The 24,992-nt window shown below is 54.9% G+C and carries 17 protein-coding genes; all 17 read right to left on the bottom strand.

Annotation, left to right across the window (positions count from 1 at the left end; genetic code table 11):
• Nucleotides 1–171: 171 nt before the first annotated feature.
• Nucleotides 172–1,053, bottom strand: coding sequence for a glycosyltransferase family 2 protein (locus ACPJXG_RS02040; protein ID WP_425253254.1), 882 nt, complete (start codon nt 1,051–1,053; stop codon nt 172–174).
• Nucleotides 1,050–2,183 carry an NAD-dependent epimerase/dehydratase family protein gene (locus tag ACPJXG_RS02035; RefSeq protein WP_425253253.1) on the bottom strand — a complete coding sequence of 378 codons (1,134 nt, stop codon included), beginning with the start codon at nt 2,181–2,183 and terminating at the stop codon, nt 1,050–1,052. Before ACPJXG_RS02035 ends, ACPJXG_RS02040 begins: the two co-directional genes overlap by 4 nt.
• Before the next feature lie 108 nt (nt 2,184–2,291).
• Nucleotides 2,292–3,278 (bottom strand): glycosyltransferase family 2 protein, encoded by a 987-nt coding sequence (locus tag ACPJXG_RS02030; protein ID WP_425253252.1) that lies wholly within the window; start codon nt 3,276–3,278, stop codon nt 2,292–2,294.
• Complete coding sequence (locus ACPJXG_RS02025; RefSeq protein WP_425253251.1) at nt 3,250–4,587, bottom strand: hypothetical protein; 1,338 nt, start codon at nt 4,585–4,587, stop codon at nt 3,250–3,252. The genes ACPJXG_RS02030 and ACPJXG_RS02025 overlap by 29 nt, the downstream gene beginning before the upstream one ends.
• Before the next feature lie 15 nt (nt 4,588–4,602).
• A complete protein-coding gene (locus tag ACPJXG_RS02020; RefSeq protein ID WP_425253250.1) occupies nt 4,603–5,541 on the bottom strand; it encodes an NAD-dependent epimerase/dehydratase family protein in 939 nt (312 codons plus the stop codon).
• A 2-nt stretch (nt 5,542–5,543) separates the two neighbouring features.
• Nucleotides 5,544–6,869 carry a lipopolysaccharide biosynthesis protein RfbH gene (gene rfbH, locus ACPJXG_RS02015; protein WP_425253249.1) on the bottom strand — a complete coding sequence of 442 codons (1,326 nt, stop codon included), beginning with the start codon at nt 6,867–6,869 and terminating at the stop codon, nt 5,544–5,546.
• Nucleotides 6,870–6,899: 30 nt separating this feature from the next.
• Nucleotides 6,900–7,967 carry a CDP-glucose 4,6-dehydratase gene (gene rfbG / locus ACPJXG_RS02010; protein WP_425254700.1) on the bottom strand — a complete coding sequence of 356 codons (1,068 nt, stop codon included), beginning with the start codon at nt 7,965–7,967 and terminating at the stop codon, nt 6,900–6,902.
• Entirely contained in the window at nt 7,967–8,737 is a 771-nt protein-coding gene (gene rfbF / locus ACPJXG_RS02005) for a glucose-1-phosphate cytidylyltransferase (RefSeq protein WP_425253248.1), read from the bottom strand. Before rfbF ends, rfbG begins: the two co-directional genes overlap by 1 nt.
• A 51-nt stretch (nt 8,738–8,788) precedes the next feature.
• Complete coding sequence (locus tag ACPJXG_RS02000; protein ID WP_425253247.1) at nt 8,789–10,021, bottom strand: GumC family protein; 1,233 nt, start codon at nt 10,019–10,021, stop codon at nt 8,789–8,791.
• Between the two features lie 94 nt (nt 10,022–10,115).
• Nucleotides 10,116–12,032 (bottom strand): SLBB domain-containing protein, encoded by a 1,917-nt coding sequence (locus ACPJXG_RS01995; RefSeq protein ID WP_425253246.1) that lies wholly within the window; start codon nt 12,030–12,032, stop codon nt 10,116–10,118.
• A gap of 55 nt (nt 12,033–12,087) precedes the next feature.
• Nucleotides 12,088–14,994, bottom strand: a complete 2,907-nt coding sequence (locus ACPJXG_RS01990) for a YjbH domain-containing protein (RefSeq protein ID WP_425253245.1) — start codon at nt 14,992–14,994, stop codon at nt 12,088–12,090.
• 380 nt (nt 14,995–15,374) lie between these two features.
• A complete protein-coding gene (locus tag ACPJXG_RS01985; RefSeq protein ID WP_035822663.1) occupies nt 15,375–16,076 on the bottom strand; it encodes a DUF4197 domain-containing protein in 702 nt (233 codons plus the stop codon).
• A gap of 182 nt (nt 16,077–16,258) precedes the next feature.
• Complete coding sequence (locus tag ACPJXG_RS01980; protein WP_425254699.1) at nt 16,259–17,848, bottom strand: SEL1-like repeat protein; 1,590 nt, start codon at nt 17,846–17,848, stop codon at nt 16,259–16,261.
• Between the two features lie 2 nt (nt 17,849–17,850).
• Nucleotides 17,851–20,049, bottom strand: coding sequence for an EAL domain-containing response regulator (locus ACPJXG_RS01975; RefSeq protein ID WP_176390843.1), 2,199 nt, complete (start codon nt 20,047–20,049; stop codon nt 17,851–17,853).
• Between the two features lie 5 nt (nt 20,050–20,054).
• The gene (locus ACPJXG_RS01970; RefSeq protein ID WP_425253244.1) at nt 20,055–22,217 is read right to left on the bottom strand and encodes an HDOD domain-containing protein; all 2,163 of its coding nucleotides are present in this window, start codon (nt 22,215–22,217) and stop codon (nt 20,055–20,057) included.
• 203 nt (nt 22,218–22,420) lie between these two features.
• Nucleotides 22,421–23,701, bottom strand: a complete 1,281-nt coding sequence (locus tag ACPJXG_RS01965; RefSeq protein ID WP_200880291.1) for a multidrug effflux MFS transporter — start codon at nt 23,699–23,701, stop codon at nt 22,421–22,423.
• Between the two features lie 73 nt (nt 23,702–23,774).
• A complete protein-coding gene (locus ACPJXG_RS01960) occupies nt 23,775–24,980 on the bottom strand; it encodes a THUMP domain-containing class I SAM-dependent RNA methyltransferase (RefSeq protein ID WP_371933489.1) in 1,206 nt (401 codons plus the stop codon).
• Between the last annotated feature and the right edge of the window lie 12 nt (nt 24,981–24,992).

Below are 24,992 nucleotides of genomic sequence, written 5' to 3'. Positions count from 1 at the left end.
CGCCAATACCTGTCGGCCCTAACCAACGCGGATCATAGCTCAATTTCATGATAATTTCTCAACTTTTCACATCTGCAATCATAATTGCATAAAACGAATTTACCAAAATATGAGAAGAAAATCATATTTTTGCACTTAAAGTAGCAGTACATGAACTCATATAGACTTTCTCTACATTTTCAAGCCATCTTTTATTGCCGAAAAAAATGGTTTTCGCATTTTTTTCGAAAAGAAATCGAATTTAAGCAATCGGGTCAAGAAATAGTATGTCAATGAAACCATTTTCATTGGAAATCCAAAATTTTTCCGAATAAAATAAAGGCGGTTACGCTGAGCATAATATGTTGTGAATGTAGATCCGGAGCCGCCAGTACTGCTGCTGACCTTATGCTTCACTTCCCCCGCTGCCCAATAGTAAATACCAAAGCCCGAATGATTTGCACGCCAGACAAAGTCGGTATCATCGTAATAAACGAAATATTTTTCATCCATGACGCCGATTTTTTCAAATACCGATTTATGGATCAGCATGAAGCAGGTCGGGGCATAGTTGACACGCCCATCCGTATCATACTGCCCGCGATCCGGCTCGCCCTCACCGCGATGTGTCGTAGTACCCTTCCAATTGCTGATATCACCGCCTGCACACCAGATGTTGCCGGAATCAAAAAAATATATTTTTGGAACAATCAGCTTCTCGTTGTGATTCTTGGCTAACGCCAGCATCTTGCTGATTAATGAACTATCATCGAACTCAATATCATTGTTCAATAGCAGTACATACTCACAGTTATTTTCCAATGACAATTCTATGCCCTGATTATTTCCTTTGGCCACACCAACATTATCGGAATTTTTTATCAAGGTGACATTTTTCATGCCATATTGTTCAATCAATTGAATCGATGTATTATAGGAAAGGTCATCCAAACTGTTGTCAATAATATACAGACAATAATTTTTAAGATCCTGACGGCTCAGACTTTCGAAGAAACCGGGCAGCACATCAGCGCTATTGAACAACACTGTTACCAGGCCAACCTTGACCGTCATTTGTAAAGTCCCCGCTGCTTCATTTCGGCGATACTGACATCGTAGGTATCGGCCTGAATTGCCTGTGCGTTAACCCAATCGGTAAAGCGTGCGATACCTTCGCTGAAACTCACTTTAGGCTGGAAGCCCAGTAAACGATTCGATTTGGACAGGTCCGCATAGTTGTGGCGGATATCGCCGAGGCGGTAAGCACCAGTAACCTTGATCGGTACGTCGATGCCATAGTGCTGAACCAGTGTCTGTGCAACCGTCAAAACATCGGTTGCAACACCAGCACCGATACCGAATACTTCACCATCGGCTTCTTCCTTTGTCAGCGCCAAGGTCGTCGCAGCAACGATATCATCAATAAACACGAAATCGCGGCTTTCCTTGCCATCTTCAAAAATACTCAAGCCATTACCATTTTTAATACGTGTCGAAAAAATTGACAAGATCCCCGTATATGGATTGCTCAACGACTGGCCTGGACCATAAACATTTTGATAGCGAAGTGCAGTCGCACCAATACCCAGCGAGCTGCATACAGTCATGACCATCTGCTCTTGGTTCTGCTTGGTAATCCCATACACTGAAGAAGGATGAATTTTTGACTCTTCATCCGTTGCCAGCAACTCCAATGGTTCGCCTGTTTTGGGACATAGCGGTTCAAAGCGCCCAACCTGCATATCTTCATCCTTACGCGCACCAGGATAAATAATTCCCAATGCGGACGAATAATATTTTCCTTCACCATAAATAGAACGGGAAGACGCCACAACAACTTTTTTAACTTGATATTCTGTATTCGCCAACAAATCAAGCATCAAGCTCGTACCACTGATATTGACATCAACATACCGATATATTTCATACATCGATTGACCGGTTCCGGTTTCGGCAGCCAAATGTACAATGGCATCCTGGCCAGGCAGCACAGACTCCCATGCCGCCCGGCTGGTAACTGAACCAAGTACGAAATTTGTTTTGTCCTTAATACTGCGATACAAAGGCGATGTTTTCTCTGGATTTTCACCATGAATTTGTGGTGATAAATTGTCTAAAATCGTCACTGCATGACCCTGCTCAATCAAGCTCAGTGCAAGATTTGACCCGATGAATCCCGATCCACCCGTAATTAAAATATTCAATTTATACTGCCTTTGCTATATTTATCGATACAACTTAATAAGTTTAAAAAACACTTAAAATTGTAATTTTTTTGCGAATAAAATACATTGCAAAAAAATATTTCGATTTTAATTTTCTGTCATGAATTTATTATATTTCAGATGAAATCTCATCCCTGCCAAACGAAAACATATAGGAAGAAATTTATCAACACGAAGTTGAAATAGAAAATATAAAAAAGCATGTGAAACGAATTTTAAAAATCCATATTTTGAAAAAAAACTTTGCAAGACGATTCCAGAATACAAATAACAAATATATTCCCGACTTTTACTTTTTGACATTTTGTGTGCACGTAAAAAAATACTTGCAGGTGAAAATGTAATGTGATTGCAAAAAAAGTTCTTAACCAACCTGAACGTTTCATTGTCAACATTTGTAGCGAATTGAGGCGCAAGTTTTAAATTAAACTCTAGCTGCATGATGGACCAGGATATATCAGAATCAGTTTTTTCAACAATTTTATTTTTTATAAATGATATCCTTCCACCATTTATCAACAATTGAAAAATCAAAACAACATGTGGAACCATGCTATTAATGGTATCCATCATCTTATCCAATGCTGATATATTTTTTATCTTTATAATTGATGAAGATATTAGAAAAATATTGGAAACATAATCGAACCCCATTGCTTTGTGCGATAAAAATTCTTTAATGTTGAGAACTTCATCATGTGAATTTTCATTGCAATATGATGAATATTTTAGACAACATACATCTTCATCTGCGGCGGCAATATCAGCCTTTATCCGATCAATCGCGGACGAGGTTACCAAATCGTCGTCACCCAATATCCACAGCCAATCTGTATCGGCATACTCTATACATCTTGCAATATTGGCAGACATGCCAATATTGTATTTATTTCTCACCACTTTCACTTTATCAATACCGGTGATTAGATCTTCAATTATATCTACCACAGGCTCGACAGAGGCATTGTCAATAATTAAAATTTTTACAAATTCACTCAATTGCGGCAACAATTCAATAATCCGTTGCCTAACTTTATCTGGTCGATTATAAGTTGGAATGCAAATTGTGAGCACTCGGAATCCTCTTTTTCTTTTCAGACAAATAAATATATGTCGATGAAGGTAATGAAACAAGTAATGTTATGAGAAAATAGCAGATCGCGATTCCAGCTGTAGAGCTATTTTTTGCAGCAAATGTTATTACGAGCACAGTTGATACTGCGACTAAAATTGAATGATAGAGATATGGTTCAACTTTAAACAGTCTAGTAAGGGTCGCTTGTGTCGCTATAATTTGATTAACAATTGCTGCCAGCATGAAAAACGTATACGCGTGCAGATCAGGTAGCCTACTCGATAACCAATTAATATTAAAAATATTCAGCAGAGCAATAAAGATCCCACCAATCAGCGATACTACAAGAGATGCAGAAAAAGTTTGAACAGCCAATTTTTTTCCAAAACTGAAATATTCCAATAATTCTCCGCCTTTTATTAGCTCCAGCAATTCTGGAATTTTCACTTGCAATAACACGCTCAAAAGGCCGCTGGTTATTAATACTGCAGACATTCCAATTCCAACTACCGCAGCACTTTCCGGACCACTAAATTTATAAACAATCGGGGTTATCGATTGGATCATAAAAAATCCACATAGCCAAGATACCGATATTTTAGACTGCAATGTCAAAATTTCTTTAAATATAATTTTTTTAGCATCTACCGCAAACTTTATCTCGCTAATACGCCCCCAGAAGCTGTACTCTCTTATTCTTAAAACTTGAGAAAAAACAAAATTAAAAAATGGACTAATAATTGGGGCGAACAAACCGTAACCATATAAAAAGAAAATTATGATGGCCACGCAACTTGAAACTGATGCACACAGTCTTAATTTATAGACTTCATTTATATGGCCAAAACCCTCATAGACGACCCAGAAGCGCTGGGAATATAAGCTGAGAGGAACACAAATTGACAGGAAAATAAGCGGCAACATCCATGGCATGTCTTGACTATTGCTATGATCATAGAAAAATAGACTACCACCGATGAGTAAAAATATACTGCATCCAATTGCTCCCCAGTTGAACCAAGTGCTAGCAAGCCTATATATATTTGCTAACCGTTCCAGCTTCTCAATAGGACCGGTGAATCCAGACACTCTATCAAAAGCCAGATATCTACGCTCATGACCTACATATTGTAGAATAACTGAAGAAAATCCAAGTTCAAAAAATATCTGAACGGCTGCAATACTATTTAGCGTCAGCAATAATCCTTGGTGACTTTTTGTAAGAAAAATTGCAGACAGTATTATTATCAGTGCGCTACAAACAATTTGAAGGACCCTTGAGCCAGTTGCGTATATTAAATTTTTCATCTGCTCAAATAATCTTTACTCATTCCCATTTCTTAATTTTTGCGCAACACAATTACTACCTGATATGGATTTCATTTCCGCGATCATATTACCAAGGCCATCAATTAAATTCACCTTGGGATGCCAACCTGTCTTTTCTACGAGACATCGAATATCCGCTTCCGAATGCATAATCTCACCTTCTCTATGTTTCAAGGCACCATAGTTAAGCATTGTTTTCGATTTAGCCAACCTATGCATCGTATCGACAAAATCTCTGACCGAAATTGCCGCACCCGTGCCGAGTTCAAAATTTATATATTTATCTTCGGCAGCTGCATTTCTTTTCGCATACACCAGAATATTTTCAAAAGCGGATATCACGTCAAATACATGGATAAAATCACGTAATTGTTTACCATCCGTCATGGCAACGGAATTTTCATTGCTGACAATTTTCCGCAGTACCATGCTGACAAACTTATTTTCAGCATCTCCGGGACCATACATATGCTCCAAGTTGATATTTGCAAAAAATATCTCGTGCTCCTGACAATAGTCCTTCGCAATATCGTGGAAGATATTTTTTGATTTGATATAACTTTTTAGATAACTATAGTTTTCTTTAGCTTTGCAAAAGAATGTGCTGGCATTAAGAAAAACCAATTTTTCGTTATTTTTCAGCGCTTCAATTAATGAAAGAGGAAATATGACATTAGAATTCAATATCTCGCTAACGGATTCGCCCTGATTTCCATAACAGGTGGCGGTATGAATAATCGCATCTACTTCAGAATTAAAATCCTCAAATCCATCCTCAATATCACGGAGATCCAGATTATCCGCGATAGAATTCAAGCGCTCAAGCGAAGATGTCCTCCTTTTTATTCCAATTACGGAATGACCATTTTCAGTCAAAAATTTTGCGAGATGACTCCCTAAGAAACCAGTCACTCCTGTAATCAGAACTCTCATAATTAGAAATTTACTCCGAAGAACTCTTCAATTTTGCTGATCGAGAAGTCCATCATTTCCTTGGTCAAGCCAGGGAATACGCCAATCCACAAGGTATCGTGCATGATGCGGTCGGTATTCGTCAGCTCGCCAGAAACACGATAGTTGCGGCCAATCATGTAGGGCTGGCGTGTCAAATTGCCAGCGAACAGCAGGCGTGTGCCAATCTTGTTTTGATCAAGGAACGTCAACAGGTTGACCCGGTCCACATTAGCCTCAGGGCGCAAAGTGATCGGGAAACCGAACCACGATGGATCCGAGTTCGGTGTCGCTTCCGGCAGGATCAGGAATTCCTCGCAGCTTTTCAGACCGTTTTTCATGTAGTCGAAATTGTCCTTGCGCGCCTGAACGAAGCCCGCCGCGCGGTCCATCTGCGCCAAGCCACATGCCGCTTGCATGTCGGTGATCTTCAGGTTGTAGCCCAGGTGGCTGTACGTATACTTGTGGTCATAGCCTTCCGGCAGCGTTCCCAGCTTGCAGCAGAAACGCTGGCCGCAAGTGTTGTCCTTGCCCGGCGCACAATAGCAATCACGGCCCCAGTCACGGAACGATTCGGCAATCGCTTTCAGTTCCGGATTATTGGTAAACACCGCGCCGCCTTCGCCCATCGTGATGTGATGTGCAGGGTAGAAACTCATGGTGCCGATATCGCCGAAGGTGCCGCACATCTGGCCGTTGTAGGTGGCGCCCAAGGCGTCACAGCAATCTTCCACCAGCCACAGATTGTACTTTTTACACAACGCGACGATGACTTCCAGATTGAACGGATTGCCCAGGGTATGGGCCAGCATGATGGCCTTGGTTTTATCGGTGATGGCCGCCTCGATCTTGCTGGCGTCGATATTGTAGGTGCCCAGCTCGACGTCGACGAAAACGGGTACGGCGCCAAATTGCAGGATCGGATTGACGGTAGTCGGAAAACCGGCCGCCACGCCGATGACTTCGTCACCGGGCTGGATGGCGCGCGCGCCCAGTTTTGGCGATGTCAGCGCCGAAAAGGCCACCAGGTTGGCCGACGAGCCGGAGTTGACGGTGATCAGGAATTCGACGCCGATGAACTTGGCCAGGCGCTTTTCGAATTCATCGTTGAAGCGACCGGTGGTCAGCCAAGCGTCGAGCGACGCTTCGACCATCAGACCCATTTCAGGCGCGCCAACGACTTTGCCGGCCGGTGGAATCACCGTCACGCCCGGTTCGAATGGTTTTGGCACGCTGGCCAGTGCGCCGTATTGCGCCACCAGGGCGGCGATCTGTTCGCGGAGTTGTTGTTGGGTCAGTTGTTCGCTCATGATACAGCCTTCAATTTATTAGGTAATTAATTAGGTATTTTGATAGGTGGCAATTTGCGCCAGCGTCATTGCACGCATGTCGGCCCCTTGGTCGCACGCCTTATGCCACTCGACGATCTTGGCGATCGTCTGGCCGATGTCCCAGCGCGGATGCCAGCCCAGCTGGCCGCGCGCCTTGGAGCAATCAAGCTTCAGATAGGTCGCTTCGTGTGGATGATCCTGGCCATCGAGCGACCAGGAGGCGCCAGCGCCCCACTCTTGCGTCATCCGCTCGATAATCCATTCGACGGGCTTGGCGTCGGTATCGTGTGGACCGAAGTTCCAGCCCTCGGCATGCACGGGACCCTCCGTGTACAGTTTTTCCGCCAGCGTCAGATAACCGCTCAGCGGCTCGAGGACGTGTTGCCACGGGCGGATGGCGTGGGGATTGCGGATCATGACCGATTCACCGGCGCCAATGGCGCGCAGCATGTCTGGAATCAGCCGATCCAGCGCCCAATCGCCACCGCCGATGACATTGCCGGCGCGGCCGCTGCCCAGAGCAATGCCGTGCTCGGCGTATTTATCCGCATGGAAGAAGGAACTGCGGTAGCCGGCCGTCACCAGTTCGGCACAGCCCTTGCTGTTGCTGTAGGGGTCGTAACCGCCCATGGCTTCATTTTCGCGGTAGCCCCACGGCCATTCGCGGTTTTCGTAGCACTTGTCGCTGGTGACGTTGACCACTGCGCGCACGCCAGGCGTGGCACGCACGGCTTCGAGCACATTCACCACGCCCATGACGTTGGTGGAATACGTTTCCACCGGATTCACATACGAGTAGCGTACCAATGGCTGGGCGGCCATGTGAATGACAATGTCCGGACGCGCGGCAGCCATGGCGCGTTTGACGGCATCGCCATCGCGCACGTCGCCGATGACCGATTGCATGCCGTGCGCGACATTGGCCACTTCAAACAGGCTGGGCGTGGTAGGCGCTTCCAGTGCGTAACCGGTCACGTCGGCGCCAAGCTGCTGCAGCCACAAGCTCAGCCAGCCACCCTTGAAACCAGTGTGGCCGGTGAGGAAGACGCGCTTCCCTTGCCAGAATGCGGGATTCATCAAGCCGCCTTCCAGGGCGCCTTGCCCGATTGCCACAATTCTTCCAGATGCACCTTGTCGCGCAAAGTATCCATCGGTTGCCAGAAGCCACGATGGAAAAAGGCGTCGAGTTGCCCCTCTTCAGCCAAGCGCTCCAATGGCTGCTTTTCCCAGGTAGTGCTGTCTTCGGCGATGTAGTCGATGACCTTCGGCGACAGCACGAAATAACCTCCATTGATCCAGGCGCCATCGCCCTGTGGTTTTTCCTGGAAGCTATTGATTTTCTGCCCGTCCAAGTTCAGTGCACCGAAGCGACCAGGCGGCTGGGTCGCCGTCAAGGTCCCGAGCTTGCCATGCGCCTTGTGGAAGGCGATCGATTCGGTGATATTGACGTCACTGACGCCATCGCCGTAGGTAAAGCAGAACGCCTCTTCCCCTTCCAGGTACTGTTTGACACGCTTCAGTCGTCCACCGGTCATGGTTTCATCGCCGGTGTCAACCAGAGTGACCTTCCAGGGTTCAGCGTTGCGCGTATGCACTTCCATCTGATTATTCTGCATGTCGAACGTCACGTCCGAGGTATGCAAGAAATAATTGGCAAAATACTCCTTGATGACATAGCCTTTGTAGCCGCAGCAAATAATGAAGTCATTGACACCATGTGCAGAATAAGACTTCATAATATGCCACAGAATCGGCTTGCCACCAATTTCCACCATTGGCTTTGGCTTTGTAGATGTTTCTTCGCTAATACGAGTTCCCAGCCCACCCGCCAGAATAACAGCTTTCATTTTCTTCCTTACTCTTCAAAGTCCTAACGCACGCCACTCTAGGCATTTAAACTAATTATTTTTATTCTTCCAAGCCATCCGTAATTCACTCCGACGATATCTGTTTTTTTCGTCTTTCATGGAATGAACATAAGCATCACGCATCAATGCGATCAGCATACCCAAAAATACACCACCAACAAAACCCAACAGTATAATTATGCTTCTTTTTGGTTTAGCTTTTTTTTCCGCTGGAACTGCAACATCAAGAATCTGGATGATCGATGATTCTTTTGCCTCATCTATTTTAGCCAATTCATATTGCTTCGAAAGCAGTTCAAATATCGTCTCCTGATATTTTACATTCCGCAATCTACGTATATATTCAATTCCCACTTCCGGAAGTTTTCCGGTTGGCACCATCAAATCACCGTCGCCAGATAATTTTCCAACTTTTAATTTTTCAAGTTGCGCACGGTATCCTTGAATTTCACTTTGTAGACGCATCAGGTCTGGATTGTTGCTTGTCGCAAAACTGCGCATCGAATTCAATTGCACCTCTTTCGCCGCGATGGTTCCTTCCAGTTGCGCAACACTACGAATAATTCCTTGAACTTGACCATCCGGCTGAAGCAAGCCCGTACTTTCTTGGGTTTTACGCAGTGCAATCTCAGCATCCGCCAGCTCATCCTTCACCGCTAGTAACTGTTTCTCGAAAAACAGACGGCGCTGTGCAGCATCAGAGATTGCAAGACCCTTGGTCAGATAAGACAATTCAGTCACGAAGGAATTAGCAAGTTCTGCCGCAAATTTTGCTTCCCTGTCTTCCACTAAAATAGAAATGGTTCCATTTTTATCACTGGACACTGTTGAAAATAATTTCAACTTATTGCGCGCTTCATCAAGCGTCTCAACATCATAGCGTTTCTTTAAATCGAAACGGCCAATCAATTTATCTGCAATTGTGCGACTTTCCAGCATGCCAACATATAAATCATTGGGGTTTTTCAAACCAGCAATACTTCCGGCTGCTCCAGCCAAGCCACCCAACTGGCCAAGCATAGCTGCAACGCCAGAACTCTGTTGCTGCTGTGGTGGCAAAATAACTGCTGTGGCGGAAAATTTTGGCACTATCAGGAATGCAATGGCAATCGCCAATATCCCCGTTACTAAGGGAACAATCAACATTGTCTTTTTTTGCCTAGCCAGCGCCATCAGTATATCCAACAAGCTGATTTCATCATCTTTTTCATTTATCACTGCTGGCGACACATTATCCACTTTATCTTTTAATTCTTCAATCATCTTGCTCTTTCAAAGGACAATCCAACATATTTGAAATGTTACCAAGGAACACCATTTATGGTGAATGCAACCAATTCCGACGCCAACGAGAAAATTAGTCTTTCAAGACTTTCAAACCAGCCGCGCCCAAACCGAACTGATAAAAGATAGCCGTCCAATCCTTCAAGCTCTGCATGAACGTACTACGCTCAATTTTTTCAGGCACCACGACCGTATCACCGGGATTCAACGCCGTGCCACCAAGGCCACCGAACCAGCCCGTGCCTTGGCCGCTTTGCGCCGTGCCATCAGCACGAATCACGTACATTTCGGATTTATCCGCATTCGCGGTGATGCCACCAGCTTGCTGCACATAGTCGTTGACCGTGCGCTGTGGACGATACACAAAGGCGTTTTGCTGGAATACCGAACCCAGCACATCCACGGTGCCAGGGCGGCGCGGGATCAGGATCGAGTCGCCGTCCTGCAACGGCAGGTCGGGCAGGTTTTTCACTTGCGTATCGACGCCTGGCAGGTCGAGGACAATGCGGCCCTCCGCCTTGACGGTACGCAGTTTTTGCACGATACGGCGCTGCTGCTCGACTTCCGCTGCGGTTTTTGCCGCGCTTTCCTTGTCACCGGTGGCGGCCATGCGCTGGGTGGCGTTCGATTCCAGGTCGCGCTCGAAACGATCGGCCACCTGGTTCAATTTGACCTGCTGGGCGCGGCGGACCGATTCACGATTCAGCTGTGTCGCGTACAAGTAGCCGTTTTCATTGGCGCCGCCGACACGGGCGATCAGCTCGCGTAGGGTTTCGCCTTTTTTCAAGAGGAAGATACCGCTCTGCTTTGCTTCGCCGGCCACGCGCACATATTCATTCTGAATTTGTGCCTGCACAGGTACGGCGCCTGGCGCGAATACGCGCAAAATATCGGTCGGTTTGACGGCAACGCTGGCCAACTGGCTGCTGGAGACACCTTTGTCAGCCACCAGTTCCAGCACGGTCTTGTATTGATTGTCGATGTTCTTTTCGACGATCACCTGCTTCGTTTCCGCAGCAGAATCGAAGCCGCCGGCCCAGCTCAAGACATCGGCCAGGCTGGCGTTGCCCTTCAATTCAAAAATAGCCGCTTGCTTCACGCTACCGGTCAAAGCCACCAGCGGGCCGACTTCAGGAATATAGATCACGTCGCCGTCGCGCAAGGTGACGTCGCGGCTCTTGTCGCCTTTGACCAGCATGTCATACAGGTCAAAGGTGCTGATGGTGTCCTTGCCGCGCTTGAGCTGGATATTGCGCATGCTGCCGGTGGCGTCCGGACCGCCCGACGTAAACAGGGCGTTGAGCAAGGTGCTCATGGAATTGAGGGTATAGGTGCCAGGACGGACCGCGTGGCCAACCACGTACACTTGCACGGCACGCGTTTGCGCGATGCTCGCCGTCAGGTCAAAATTGGTGTAAATCTTGCTAATGGCTTTCTTCAGGTAGCCCTGCAGATCCTTGTACTGCACGCCGCTGACCTTGATGGAACCGACGCGCGGAATGAAAATCGCACCGCTGCGGTCGACCGTGGCGCTGACGTCGATGTCAACCATGCCCCAGCCGCGTACCTGCAACTCGTCACCCGTGCCGATCACATATTCCTGGTTTACTTGCACGCCATCGAGCGGCGCAAAGGTGGACGGCACGTCACTGAACAGATCCTTGCCAAAGATGCTCAGCTTCTTGCCCGTCACGCCATCGACATACTCTTCGAAAGCACCGACTGGTATGTCGGCATCTGCAACACCACGTTTGGTGGTCGTGTTGCCTGGCAAAGATTTGACTTGCCGTTGCTCACCGCGGCCACTGCGAATGCTGGGCAGGCTGCTGCCGCCCATTTCATTTGCCTGTGCACGGGAAATATCCGTGCGAGGCATGTCCGTCGCGCCAAGTTCCTGCTCTACGGCATAGGCGGAAGTGGCGCCCAGCAGGAAAGCCGAGAAGATGACGTGTTTCACGAAAGGCGGGGGAATACGAAGTTGCTTTTTCATGCTGGTCTTTTTCTGGATAAATGATGTTGTATAAGTAAAGGGACGCCATGCGCGTTTAATATTTGCCCTGCCAGGTCACGCTGATTTCTTTCGGTCCGGGGTTGATCGACAGGCCCGATTTGCTCTGGTCGCGCTGCGCGTGCCACAGCCAGCTGCCCATGGCGTAACCGAGGATGCCGCCGGCGACCGTGTCGGACACCCAGTGCTTGCGGCCAAACACGCGGCCGGCGGAACCGACGGCGGCCACGCTGTACAGCCATGGCGCATCGTATTCCTTGGCAAACGGCGTCACGGCGGCGAAGCCGATCGCGGCATGCGCGGAAGGGAATGAGGAATTCGAGCGGGAATTGCCGCTGCCGACGCGGTTCCACGTTCCGAGGTCTTCCTCTGGACGGGCGCGGCCAAACGCATATTTGCCGGCCACCGCCAAACCCGTAGCCGCGGCAACCGATTGCAGGGAAATGAGTCCCGTATTTTGCATGCGCTCATCGCCCAGGGCAAAAGCGGCGGCAGCGGCGCCCACTGCCGCGTACGGCATGGCCTTGCCCAGCTTATCCCAATTGCGGTAGACCTTGGAATCCTCGTGCTTCTTGACGAAACGGTCGATGGGCTTGTCGCTGAGGGCTGATGCCAGCACCACGCCCCCGACCACCGCCGTCGCCTTGAGCCATTCAGGGGCGCTAGGCGTAGCAGATGCGGATTGCTCCAGGCGCGCGCGCATGGCGGGCCATGGGCTGACAAACGGCCGGTCAGGCGGATTGACGGCAGGCAGATGCTGTTCGTCCGGGCGCTCGGCAAAGTTGCCCAGGCCATCGTAGCTGTGCATGTCTGCGCGCGGGCGCTCGATCATGTCGTACAGGTCGCCCGGCGAGGCCACCATCTGCCCCACGTCGCGCGTCCATGGCGCAATGGCAAAACCGGCCGTCGATTGCGTGTCCATCGGCAACATGCTGTTCAGCGGCACGGACATGAAGATGCCACGGTCCTGGTACGGCTTCGATGGCGTGCCGGGGCTGGTGATGTCGTTACCGTTCGTATGCGTGTACCAGGCGCCGACTTCGATGCCGGACTGGAAGCGGCGCTTGAATTCCATGCGCACGCCCGTGTCTTTTGCCAGGAAGCGGCCGGCGCGCGCCGTCACGGTAATGTCGTGTGGCAAGCGGTAATGCAGGGAGCCGATTGCCGTCACCGTCTTGTAGTCGCGCGAGTCGAGCAAGCCCTTGTAGCCACGCTGCTGCAAGGCATCGACGGCCACGTCGGCCGCCCAGCGGCTATCCTTCGGCAGGTATAGCACTTGGCCACCCACGCCGCGGAACATGTCTTCATACAGGCCGGCCGACATGCGGGTATACACGCGCTCGGCAGGATTGTTGTATTTATTCAGCAAGACGCGGCTCAGCGAGAAACGCCCGCCGCGCAAATATTCCGCGACATCGGTACGCACGTGCGGCAGATTGCTGTTCGATGGCTGCTTGACGCCCGATACCGTTTCCAGCAACTGCAGGCTGGCGGCGCTATTCAGGTACAGGCCGTCGCCCAAGCGGCGGTCGTAGTTGGCCACGGCCGAAATCGAATAACGGAAGGCGCCACTCGGGTCATTGAAGAAGAAGCCCACCTTGGGGGCGATCTTGAAACGGTTCGCCTCCCGGTCCAGCGATTTGATTTGCACCACGTCGCCATCGACGCCAACGCCGACGGCCAGCTTGCCGTCGTCCTTGAGGACGTTGCTGGCCTTGGCGGGAGCCGGTGCGGAAACGGCGGGAGCCGCCGCAAGTACCGGCGCGGGCGCAGGTGTTGGTGCAGGCGCGGCGGCAACGACGGGCGCCGGCTTGTCGAGGAATTCCTGCAGCCAGCCTTGCTGATCATCCCGGATGACATCGCTTTTCTCTGGATAACGCAGCAGCACGACGTCGAGGAAGGCCTTGCGGTCGATCTTGCCTGCCAAATAATCGTTCAGTTTTGGCAAATCAAAGAATTCGTAGGTGGCGATTGGCTGGTCCAGCTTGGTATACGTGATGCGCAAGGTCGTCACGCCCTTCGGCGTGAAAGCGACAGCCGTGCGCGCGGCACGGCCAACGGCGCGGCCCATGTTCGAAATCCGGCTGTTGGTCAGGCTCAGGCTCAGGACATTGCCCTCTTGCTCGACACGGATATTTTTATAGTCCTGTTTTACCAGAGCATTGACCAGGTCGGCGCCATACACGGGGTCGCGGTGCCATTCTTCCTTGCTCGGCAGCGGTGGCGGATTCTTGTCATCGACGAAATACGCCGGTTCGTACACCTTGGGGACAAACTCGCGCTCACCAAATGGAATGCTGATAAAGGCGTTCACGCTGAACTGGTCACGGTTGCGTGCCGCTTGCAAGGCAAGCCAGCCCCAGCGGTACTCCAGGCCCAGGGAAGCGCCTTTACGGCGCTTGCCGGCACTCGTTTCGCTGGCGCGGAAGTCGCGCAGATAATTCGTTGTATCGTATTCGGCTACCACCGACCAGCGCGGCAGCGCAGCAGGAGTCCAGCGCGCGCCGGCAAACACGCCGTCCGGGCGTTTATGGGCATAGCCGAGGCTCGCTTCGATATTCTTGCTGGCGCCAAATGTCTTGGTGGCAACTACATATTGGCCCTTGAACAACTCGGTACCGAACAAATCCGTCATGCCGACGGCAACGGACGGCATCCACTCCGTTTCCGTCCACAGGCGCAATTTACCGTCGACGACCTTGTCCTTGTAGCGGCCATAGCCACTGCCATATTCACCGGGCACATTGGTAAAACCAGGAATGCCCGTGATCGACACATAACGTCCCGTCATTTGCAGGAAAGGCAGGATATTCGCCGTCGCCCACAACTGGCCATACGGACTGTCGTAGCTGTAGCCGACGCTGAAGGTGCCGTCCGTTTCCACCACGGCGCTGGGCATATTGATGTAGCCGGATTGACCACCATGATTCGGGGTCGCGGCCATCACCGAAGGCGCGCCAAGCACCAGACAGCCACACCAGGTATATTTGATTGATTTTCTGAGTACGCTTAACAAATCCGGCTACCTAAAAGATCCTGCACCTGGAATTCCTGACAATATATTCAGAAAATCAATGAGCTTGGGGAAACGTGAATGAAACGAAAAAAGGCCAACCGACGGGCATCTTGCAATGCCACGCATCAGTTCGCCACTAAAACTGGGCACTCCCGGGCAATTGATCGTTGCTTAACCATGCCTCAGGAATGTATCTCGCAGAATTTTAACATTGTTTTCTTGTAGCAAATGCTTAACTTGTTTCCCTTGCGCCACACCTATCCATGCAGCGCAAACGCCGCCTGCAGCCCTGCATCACGCTTGAACTGTCACTTCAAACTGCCAAACACTTTGCCGATAATCTTGCTGCCATAAGCGAGCGGATTGCTGCGGATGGCTTTTTCTTCCTCGCCGATCATCAGGTACAGGCCGTCAAGCGCACGGTCCGTGACATAGCCTTCCACCGTCGATTGCTGCTGCGGCACCAGTCCCGTCTTGCCGATCTGGCTCATGGTGCTGTTGTACTTGCTGGCCAGGCCGGAACGGTCGGTCACGGATTTCACGATGGGCAGGAATTTGACGGCCAGGGGCGCCGAGGTCTTCTGGCGGAAGAAATCCGTGACGGAGGTATCGCCACCGGAGAGGATATTTTTCGCATCGCTCACGCTCATCGATTTGACGGCGTCGAGCAGCAAGGGCTTGGCCATCGGCACGGCCGACTCCGCGGCACGGTTCATCGACACCACCAGGTCGTCCAGTTGCTGGCCGCGGCCCGTCATTTTCAGCAAGGGCTTGGCTTGCTCCAGAATACCGGGCAACTTGATCTTGACCTTATCATTGTTCAGAAAACCATTTTCGATGCCCAACTTGGCAACGGCGGCGGCCGATCCAGCTTCCAGCGCCGCTTTCAAGCCATTGCTCGCATCCTGGTTGCTGAGGGCATCCAGGGGGCCGGCGCCGGCGCCGGACGACAGCAACACCAGCGCGCACAGGAGGGCGGCCGAACGGCCAGTGGAAGGGTTCAGGCGCATAGTTTTCCTTTTCTAAAGAATAGACAGACCACCTTCTGCTGGAACCTTAGCACATCAAAACCGCAAATACCGCAGCAATTTTTTGCGTCTTGGGGAAAACAAGGAGAGCCACAGATGGCGAAGGGAAAGGACTATACAGCACCTGCTGTTGTATCCGCGCACGCTAACGCGGGCATCGCAGCTCAGCCTGCTATCGCCGCCAGCTGTTCGCGCACCCGCGCCAGATCCGTCTCGCGCATGCGCGCCGCCGTCTGGCGCAGGGATTTTTCAGCGCCGGCCACGCCGGCCGCCGCCGCCATCGACAGCCAGATGTACGCCTGCTGCAAATCGAGCGGGCCACCCTGGCCGCTGGCCGCCATCAAGCCCAGATTCATCTGCGCCCGCGCATGGCCCTGGCGCGCGGCCAGCGCATACCAGTCCCAGGCGGCGGCATAGTCCTGCGGCACGTCCTGGCCATTGTCATGCCGCAGCCCCAGCGCGAACTGCGCCAGGCTGTGGCCCTGCGCGGCGGCGCGGCAATAACAGGCGCAGGCCTGCTGGCTATCGGGCGCGGGACCGTCGTCGCGGTCATGCAAGACGCCCTGCATGTATTGCGCCGGCGCGTAGTCCTGCTCGGCGGCGCGGCGGTACCATTCCAGCGCCAGCGACAGATCCTGCGGTACGCCCTGGCCATGTTCATAGCGCAGGCCCAGGTCGAACTGCGCCCGCACATGTCCCTGATCTGCCGCCTTGCGGTACCAGAAGATGGCTTCCTGCGCATCGGCAGGCGTGCCCTGTCCATGCTCATGCAACAGTCCCAGCTGGTACTGCGCGGCGGGAAAGCCCTGCTCGGCGGCCTGGCGGTAAAACGCTTGCGCCTGCGCGTAATCGTGGGCGCCATGTTCATGGTGCAGGCCCAGATTGTGCTGGGCCGCCGCATGGCCCAGCCCCGCCGCCTTGACATACCATTCCAGCGCCGCCTGTTTATCGCAGGGCACGCCCTGACCATTGTCATAGATCAGCCCCAGGTTGAACTGCGAACTGGCGTGGCCCTGCTCGGCCGCGCGCCGGTACCAGCTGATCGCCTGCTTGCTGTCCTGCGGCGGCACGTCGCCATTTTCATAGCGCAGCGCCAGGTTGAACTGGGCCGGCGCATAGCCCTGCTCGGCCGCCTTGCGCATCCAGGCCGTCGCCTGCTGGCGATCCTGGCGCACGCCCTGGCCATTGTCGTAGCGCAGGCCCAGGTTGAACTGCGCCCGCGCATAACCCTGCTCTGCCGCCTTGCGGTACCAATTGATGGCTTGCACGAAGTCCTGCGGCACGCCCTTGCCATTGTCATACATCATGCCCAGGTTGTTTTGTGCACCGGCGTCGCCCTGTTCCGCCGCACGACTGAACCACAGCATGGCTAGCCCGCTATCTTGCGCGAGTCCCTGGCCCTTGGCATACAGCCAACCCAGGTTGTACTGCGCCGCCGCGTAACCCTGCTCGGCCGCCTGCTGGTACCAATGCGCCGCCTGCGCAAAATCCTGGGGCACGCCCTGCCCCTTCTGGCACATCACGCCCAGGTTGTACTGCGCATGTTCGAGCCCCTGCGCGGCGGCCAGGCCGTACCAGTGCAGCGCCAGCGCATAGCTTTGTTCGATGCCCTGGCCATTGAAATGCATGAAGCCCAGGCTGTGCTGGGCGTTCGCATTACCCTTCTCGGCCAGGCCTTTCAGGCGCAAATAGTCAGCTGTGTAATGAGCAGCTGTGTAATGAGCCGCCGTGGAGCGGGGATCGGCAAGCGGCACGGTCAAGCCTCGATGGCCAGCGCATGGGGCAGCGCGGGGGCGGCATCGGCGATCAGGCGATTTTGCTCCTGCAGCACGCCGATGAAACTACCCAGCGAGATGGGCCGGTGATACAGATAGCCCTGCATCGTGGTGCAGCCCTTGTCCTGCAGGTAGCGCGCCTGGCCTTCCGTTTCCACGCCCTCGGCGATCAGGTGCAGGCCGAGGCCGCGCGCGATCGAGATGATGGCCAGGATGACGGGATAGTGTCCGTGCTCGTCATGGATTTCCTTCACAAACGACTGGTCGATCTTGATCGTGTGGATGGGGAAGCGGTGCAGGTACGACAGCGACGAATAACCGGTGCCGAAATCGTCGATGGCCACCGACACGCCCAGCTGGCACAGCTTGTTCAACTGCTCGATCGCATACTGCGGGTTACGGATGCAGATGTTTTCCGTGATCTCCACTTCGATCTTTTCCGGCGCGATGCCATAGCGCGTCAGCGCGCCGCGCATCTTCTCGAAAAAGTCGCCCCGGTCCAGGTATTGCGGCGACAGATTGAGCGACAGGCGCACGGCTTCTCCGCCGGCGGCGTTCCACTGCACCAGGTCGCGGCACAGGGCGCCCAGCATCCAGTCCGAGATCGGCAGCATCAAGCCGTTTTCCTCGGCGAACGGCAAAAATTCGCCGGCCGTCAGCAAACCCCGTTGCGGGTGGTTCCAGCGCATCAGGCCTTCGGCGCCGACGATGCGGCCCGTCATCACGTCCACCTGCGGCTGGTAATACATCTCCAGCTGGTTCAGTTCCAGCGCCTTGCGCAGGCTTTGCTCGAGCGCGATCTTCTGGTGCGACACGTCGAGCATGGACTCGTGATAAAAACTGTGGCCGTTCTTGCCCAGTGCCTTGACCTGGTACATGGCGATGTCGGCGTGGCGCAGCAGCTCGTCGATGGTCTCGCCGTCGCCCGGATAGATGGCGATGCCGATCGAGGCCGAAATATGCACCTGGTTGCCATCGAGGTCGAAGGGCTGGTGCAGACATTCGAGGAATTTGTCGGCGATCAGGCGCGCATCCTGGCGGTCGCGCAGCTCCGGCAGCACGATGGTGAATTCATCGCCGCCCTGGCGCGCCAGGGTATCGCCGCGGCGCAAACAATCCTTCAGGCGCAGCGCCACCTGCTGCAGCAATTCGTCGCCCTTCACGTGGCCCAGGGTGTCGTTGACCAGTTTGAAGCGATCGAGGTCGATGAACATCACGGCCAGTTCCGTCAGCTTGCGCCGCGCCTGGATCACGGCCAGCCCCAGGCGGTCCTTGAACAGCATGCGGTTCGGCAGGTCCGTCAGAATGTCGTGATAGGCCTGGTACGAGATGACTTCCTCGGCGCGCTTGCGGTCGGTGATGTCGCGCGCCACGCCGTAGGTGCCGAAGTATTCCTGCTTCCGGGCTTCGTGATCGTGCATGCCGATCGAATTGAGCGGAACCGTCATCAAGGTGTTGTTGAAGGTACGGTCGCTGCCGCTGCCGCTATGGCACTTCAGGCGTAATTCCACATTGCGCGAGGCACGCTCGTCGATGCGGCGCTCATTGAAGGCATAGCGCGCCCGCTCCTGGTCTTCATCGTGCACGAGGATGGAATAATGGCTGCCGATCAGCTCTTCGCGGCTAAAGCCCAGCAACTGGTGCACACGATCGTTGATGAAGGTGATGCGGCCTTCATGGTTCAGGGTATAGATGATGTCGGGCGAGCTGTCGACCAGATAGCGGTACATCTTTTCCGAGTTTTCCAGCTGCAGCGCGATGCGCTCGTTTTCCAGCGCCAGCTTGCGCTTTTGCAGCGCGTTCTCCACCGTCTTGAGCAGCTCCTCGCGGCTGTACGGCTTGCGCAGATAATCGTAGGCGCCACGCTTCAGGGCGCCGATGGCCGCCTCGATGCCGACGTCGCCGCTCATGACGATCACGTCGCCCTCGATGCCGCGCCGGTTGATGTGGTCCATGATTTCATGGCCGCTCATGTCGGGCAGGCGCAAGTCCAGCAGGATCAGGTCGAAGCGCAGTTTCGACAACTGCGCCAGCGCCTCGCTGCCGCAGGTCGCCGTGTACAGCTGGTAACCGCGGTCCTTCAGCAATTCGTGGAGGGAGGCGAGCAAACGGGGCTCGTCGTCGACCAGCAGGATGCGCGGGCTGTTTTCCAGGTCAAACGGAATGGCGGAGGAGTTCATGGACGTTACGAAGACAAGGCGGTATTGCCGGGCGCGGGCAGCGCGGTTGCAGCGCTCGCCGGCACGGGAATGGGCAGTAAAATTTCAAACGAGGTGCCGGACTTGCTGCTGCGGCAGCCGATCACGCCATGCAGGCGCGTGACCAGGTCATGCACGATGGACAAGCCCAGGCCGTGATGCGCGCCTTGCTTGCTGCTGCGCACAGGGGAAAACAGATTGGCCAGCACTTCCGGCGCCAGGCCGGCGCCATTGTCGCTGACGCACAGTTCCAGGTACAGGCGGCGGTCGCGGTTGACGTGGCCACGGTTCGCCACTTCGATGCGCCCGCCGTCGGGCAAGGCTTCGACGGCGTTTTTCAGCAGGTTGAGCAGGATTTGCTTGAGCATGCCGGCATCGGCCTCCACCTCGCATGGCGCATCCTGCATGCGCGTGACCACTTCGATTTTCGGCGGCAGGAAGTCGGTGGCGCGGAACAATCGCAGCACGTCGTCGACCACGCGCGCGCAATCGGTCACGCCGCTGGCCGGCACCGGCTGCAGATCGGCCAGGCCGCCGATCAACTGGCCGACCCGGTCGATTTCCTCGTTCAGGATAGCCATCTCGCCGATGACCGGCTCCTGCTTCTCCAGCTTGTGATCGAGCACGCTCAGGTAATTCTTGATGATGGACAGCGGGTTATTCACCTCATGCACGACGCGTCGCGACGCGGCGCGGTACTCCTCGGCCACGTGATCGAGCTGGCGCCGTGCCAGGCCGCGCGCGCTGAGGGCCGTTTCCAGCGCCGTGGCGGCCTGGTTGGCATAGGCGCGCAGGAAACCCTCGCGCTTCTGGCAAGAAGGAATCTGCCACGCGGCCACGCCGCCAATCAGCACGCCCAGACTGCGCTGGCCTGTCACCAGCGGCACGCAAACCAGGCTGTCCGTGCCGAGAATGCGGAACAGCTGCTCCTCGACGATGCCCAGCGCCGGCATGTCGCGTTTCAGGAACGCCAGCTGGCACTCCAGCGCCGAGGCGGCCAGGGGGCCACCCTTGGCCAGCGGGATCGAGAAGCCGGCCAGGCGATGCTGATGTTCGCCCGCCGCCACGCCCACCAGCGCATGGCCGGTGGGGTTTTGCAGCAGGATGACGGCGGTGTCGAAATCGAACAGGATGCGCGCCGAGCGCGTGATGGCTTCGAGCAGGCTGCTCTCGCCCTGTTGCCGGGCGAAGGTCTGGCCCACTTCGGACACCAGCACCATATTGCGCACTTCGTCGGACAAGCGCTGCTGCACCGGATCGGGGGCGGGCGGCGCATACGCGGGCGGCGTGGCGATATCGTCCGCGCCCGCCAGGTCGATGCCCAAGTGCTGCGCCGCCTGCGCCACCTGGCGCGCGACGCTGCCGGCCAGGTCATCCAGCACCGCTACGTCCAGCCCGCACAGGCTGGCCGCCTGCGCGATGGACTCGGCCTCGTCCGCATCGTCGGCATGGCAGCACAGCAGGTGCGCCAGCCGCACGATGCGGATCAGGGGATGGCTCGCTTCCAGGCGCGCCAGCGGTTCATGGTGATACAGCACGCTGTCGGCCAGGAAGGAATCGAGATGCCAGCGTTCGATCAGCCAGGCGCCCGCTTCCGCATGCGTGATCTGCAAGGTGCGCTGCTCCACCGCGCACAGGGCGGCATCGTCGCGCGCCGTGAAATTGAACGCGTATTCCTTCGGCGCCGTGGCCAGCAAGGCCAGGCGGCCCACGTTGTGCAGCAAGCCGGCCAGATACGCTTCCTCGACGTGCGGATAGGCCATGGCCTTGGCCAGCGCGCGCGCCATGACGGCGGCCGACAGCGAACTTTTCCAGAAGGCGCGCAAATCCGTGCTGCCGGAATGGGGGAAGCTGTTGAAGGTCTGGAAGACGGATTCGCTGATGACCAAGGTCTTGATCATGTCCGTGCCCAGCGACACGAGCGATTGCTCCAGGCTGACGACCTTGCTCTGGCGATGGTAGGCCGAGCTGTTGGCCACGCCGAGGATCTTGCTGGTCATGCCCGCATCCTTGGCGATCAGGGCGGCCAGCTCCGGCATGCCGGCATCGTCGGCCTGCAGGTGGGCGATCAGCTTGAGGAGGATCTGCGGCATGGCCGGCAGGCGGGCAATCAGCAGGCGATTGCGAATATCTTGATCAGATTGATGCATCGTATCAGGCATTGCCGGTTCGAAAAGGATGAGCGCTTAGCAGCGAAGCGCGGCCACGTTCAGAGGAATCCTCCACTCCTGTAACCAAAAAATCTATTGCCTGAGAGGATGCCGGGAAAGAAGTCATCTTATCATAAGCGCCGGATATTACTTGCAATATAGAAAATTAAGTTGAAATAAATCCAGCGTTCTACAGTGGAAACTTATGCCTTGAAGGAACCCAGCAAACGGTGGCGGAAGCGCCGCGATATCAGCCACAGGGCCAGCGCCAGGCCCGTAAACGCCAGCTGGCCCGACGCCAGCCACAGCACGGAACCGGACAGCAGCGGCGAGATCACGCCGGCCACCACGGCGCCCAGCAAGGTGCTGGCAAACGACTGGCACGAAGCGACCGTGCCGCGGATATGCGGGAACAGGTCGAGCGCCAGCAGGGTCGCGCCGGGCCCCACTAGCGACATGCCGAATGTGTAGAAGAACAGGGGCAGCACCGACCAGGGCAGCGATGGCGGCAGGAACAGGTGATACACGACGTTGACGCTGGCGGCGCACAGCAGGAAGGCAAAGCCGATGCCGATCTGGCGCGCGAACGTGACCTTGCCAGCGATGCGGTTGGCCGCCGCGGCGCCCATGAAGATGCCGCTGACGCAGGGAATGAACAGCCAGGCGAATTGCGATGGCCCCAGGCCCAGCTGCTTGGGCAGCATTTCCGGCGCGGCCGTGATGAACAGGAACAGGCCCGCGAAATTGAGGGCGACGATGCCGGCCTTGATGTGGAACAGGGGCGAGCGCAGGATCTGGCCATAGCTCGACGCGAGGAAACGGGGATTGAACGGCTGGCGCTTTTCCATCGGCAGGGTTTCGGGCAGGCGCCAGTAGCAGAACGCCAGCAGCACCACCGTGTAAAAGGCGAGGAACAGGAAAATCGAGCGCCAGTCGAACCAGATGACGATCCAGCCGCCGAGAATCGGCGCCACGGCCGGGGCGATGGAAAAGATCATCGTCACCAGCGACAGCAGCCGCGCCGCCGCCGCATCGGCATACAAGTCGCGGATGATGGCGCGGCTGATCACCACGCCGGCGCCGGCCGACACGCCCTGCATGATGCGGAAGAACCACAGGTAGTGCACCGTGTGCGCCGAAGCGCAACCGAGCGAGCCGATGGCAAACATCAGCAGCGACACGAGAATGACGTTGCGCCGGCCGAAGGTATCCGAGATGGCGCCATGCCACAGCACCATGCCGGCAAAGGCCAGCATGTAGAACGTCAGCGACTGCTGCACTTCCAGCGGCGACGCCTGCAGCGAACCCTGGATCGCGCCAAACGCGGGAAGATAGGTGTCGATCGACAGGGGCCCCAGCATCGACAGCCCGGCCAGCATCATCGCCAGCGCACCGCGGCTCAGCGGCGCCATGTGGCTCGGCGTGGGAGGCGGAACGGGGGTGACCGGGTCGGGCGGCACATCGGCCGGAGGGGTGGGAAACATGGCGGATCAAAGTGGCGCGCGGACCGACATTGGTCCGCGCGCGGGGTTACTGCGGGGGTCTTGCGGTGAACGCTTACTGCTGTGGTTTCGGCTTCGCCTCTTCACGGCGGTTGTATCCCGCCACCATATCGAAGCGGAACAGACGGCATTCCAGCGCGCCGTTGAAAAATGGCGTCTTGCGCGCTTCTTTCAAACGCAGCAGCTTGGGCAAGCCCAGGTCGGCCGTAAACAGGAACACGGTCCAGCCGGCGAAACGCTGCTTCAGGGTCGTGCCCATGGCCGAATAGAAGGACGTCGACAGTTCATCTTCCGGGATGGTGCTGTCGCCGCGCACGCCGATACGCTCGCCGTACGGCGGGTTGGTCAGCATGATGCCCGGCACCTCGCTTGGCGGCTTGACTTCCTGCGCCTCGATCTGTTTCAGCGGTACGTCGAAACGCACGCCGGCGCAGCGCAGGTTATGGCGCGTCATGGCGACCATGTCGCCCGAAATATCGCTGCCGAAAATGGTCGGTTCGGCCGGCAGCGGATTGACCTTGATGGCGTTTTTCATGGCATTCCACGGCGCCGGATCGAAATCGTGGAAGTTTTCAAACGCGAACTGGCGCGAGGCGCCCGGTGGAATCCCCTGCAGCATCTGCGCCGCTTCGGCCAGGATGGTGCCGGAACCGCACATCGGGTCGAACAGCACCATGCCAGGCTTCCAGCCCGACACGCGCAGCAGGCCGGCGGCCAGGTTTTCGCGCAACGGCGCGTCGCCCGTCTCTTCGCGCCAGCCGCGCTTGAACAGGGCTTCGCCCGAGGTATCGAGGTAGACGGTGAACGTGTGCGCGTCGAGGAAGCCGACGATGCGCATGTCCGGCGTCTTGGTGTTGACCGAGGGACGCTCGTTGAACTGGTCGCGGAAGCGGTCGCAGATCGCATCCTTGATTTTCAGGGTCGTGAATTCCAGGCTGCGCAGCGGCGATTTGACGGCCGTGACGTCGACGCGGATCGTGTGGTGCACGCCGAACCAGTCTTCCCACGATTGCGCCAGGGTCAGGTCATAAATATCGTTTTCCGTCTTGTAGCCGGAATGGGCCATGCGCATCAGCACGCGCGAAGCGATGCGCGAATGCAGATTGATGCGATAGGAGTCCAGCAGGTCGCCCGAGCAGTGTACGCCGCCCGGTACCTGGTTGTGGACCTTCATGGTCGAACTATCCTGGGCGATCTCGCCCAGTTCCTCGGCCAGCGCCGCTTCCATGCCGCGCGGGCATGGGCAAAAATATGAAGCCATAATTAGGATACC

It is taken from the genome of Janthinobacterium sp. NFX145, from assembly GCF_049810325.1.
In the GTDB taxonomy this organism is placed as follows: domain Bacteria; phylum Pseudomonadota; class Gammaproteobacteria; order Burkholderiales; family Burkholderiaceae_D; genus Janthinobacterium; species Janthinobacterium rivuli.
The sequence above is the reverse complement of the archived record's forward strand: the minus strand, read 5'-3'. Positions and strand labels throughout refer to the sequence as shown.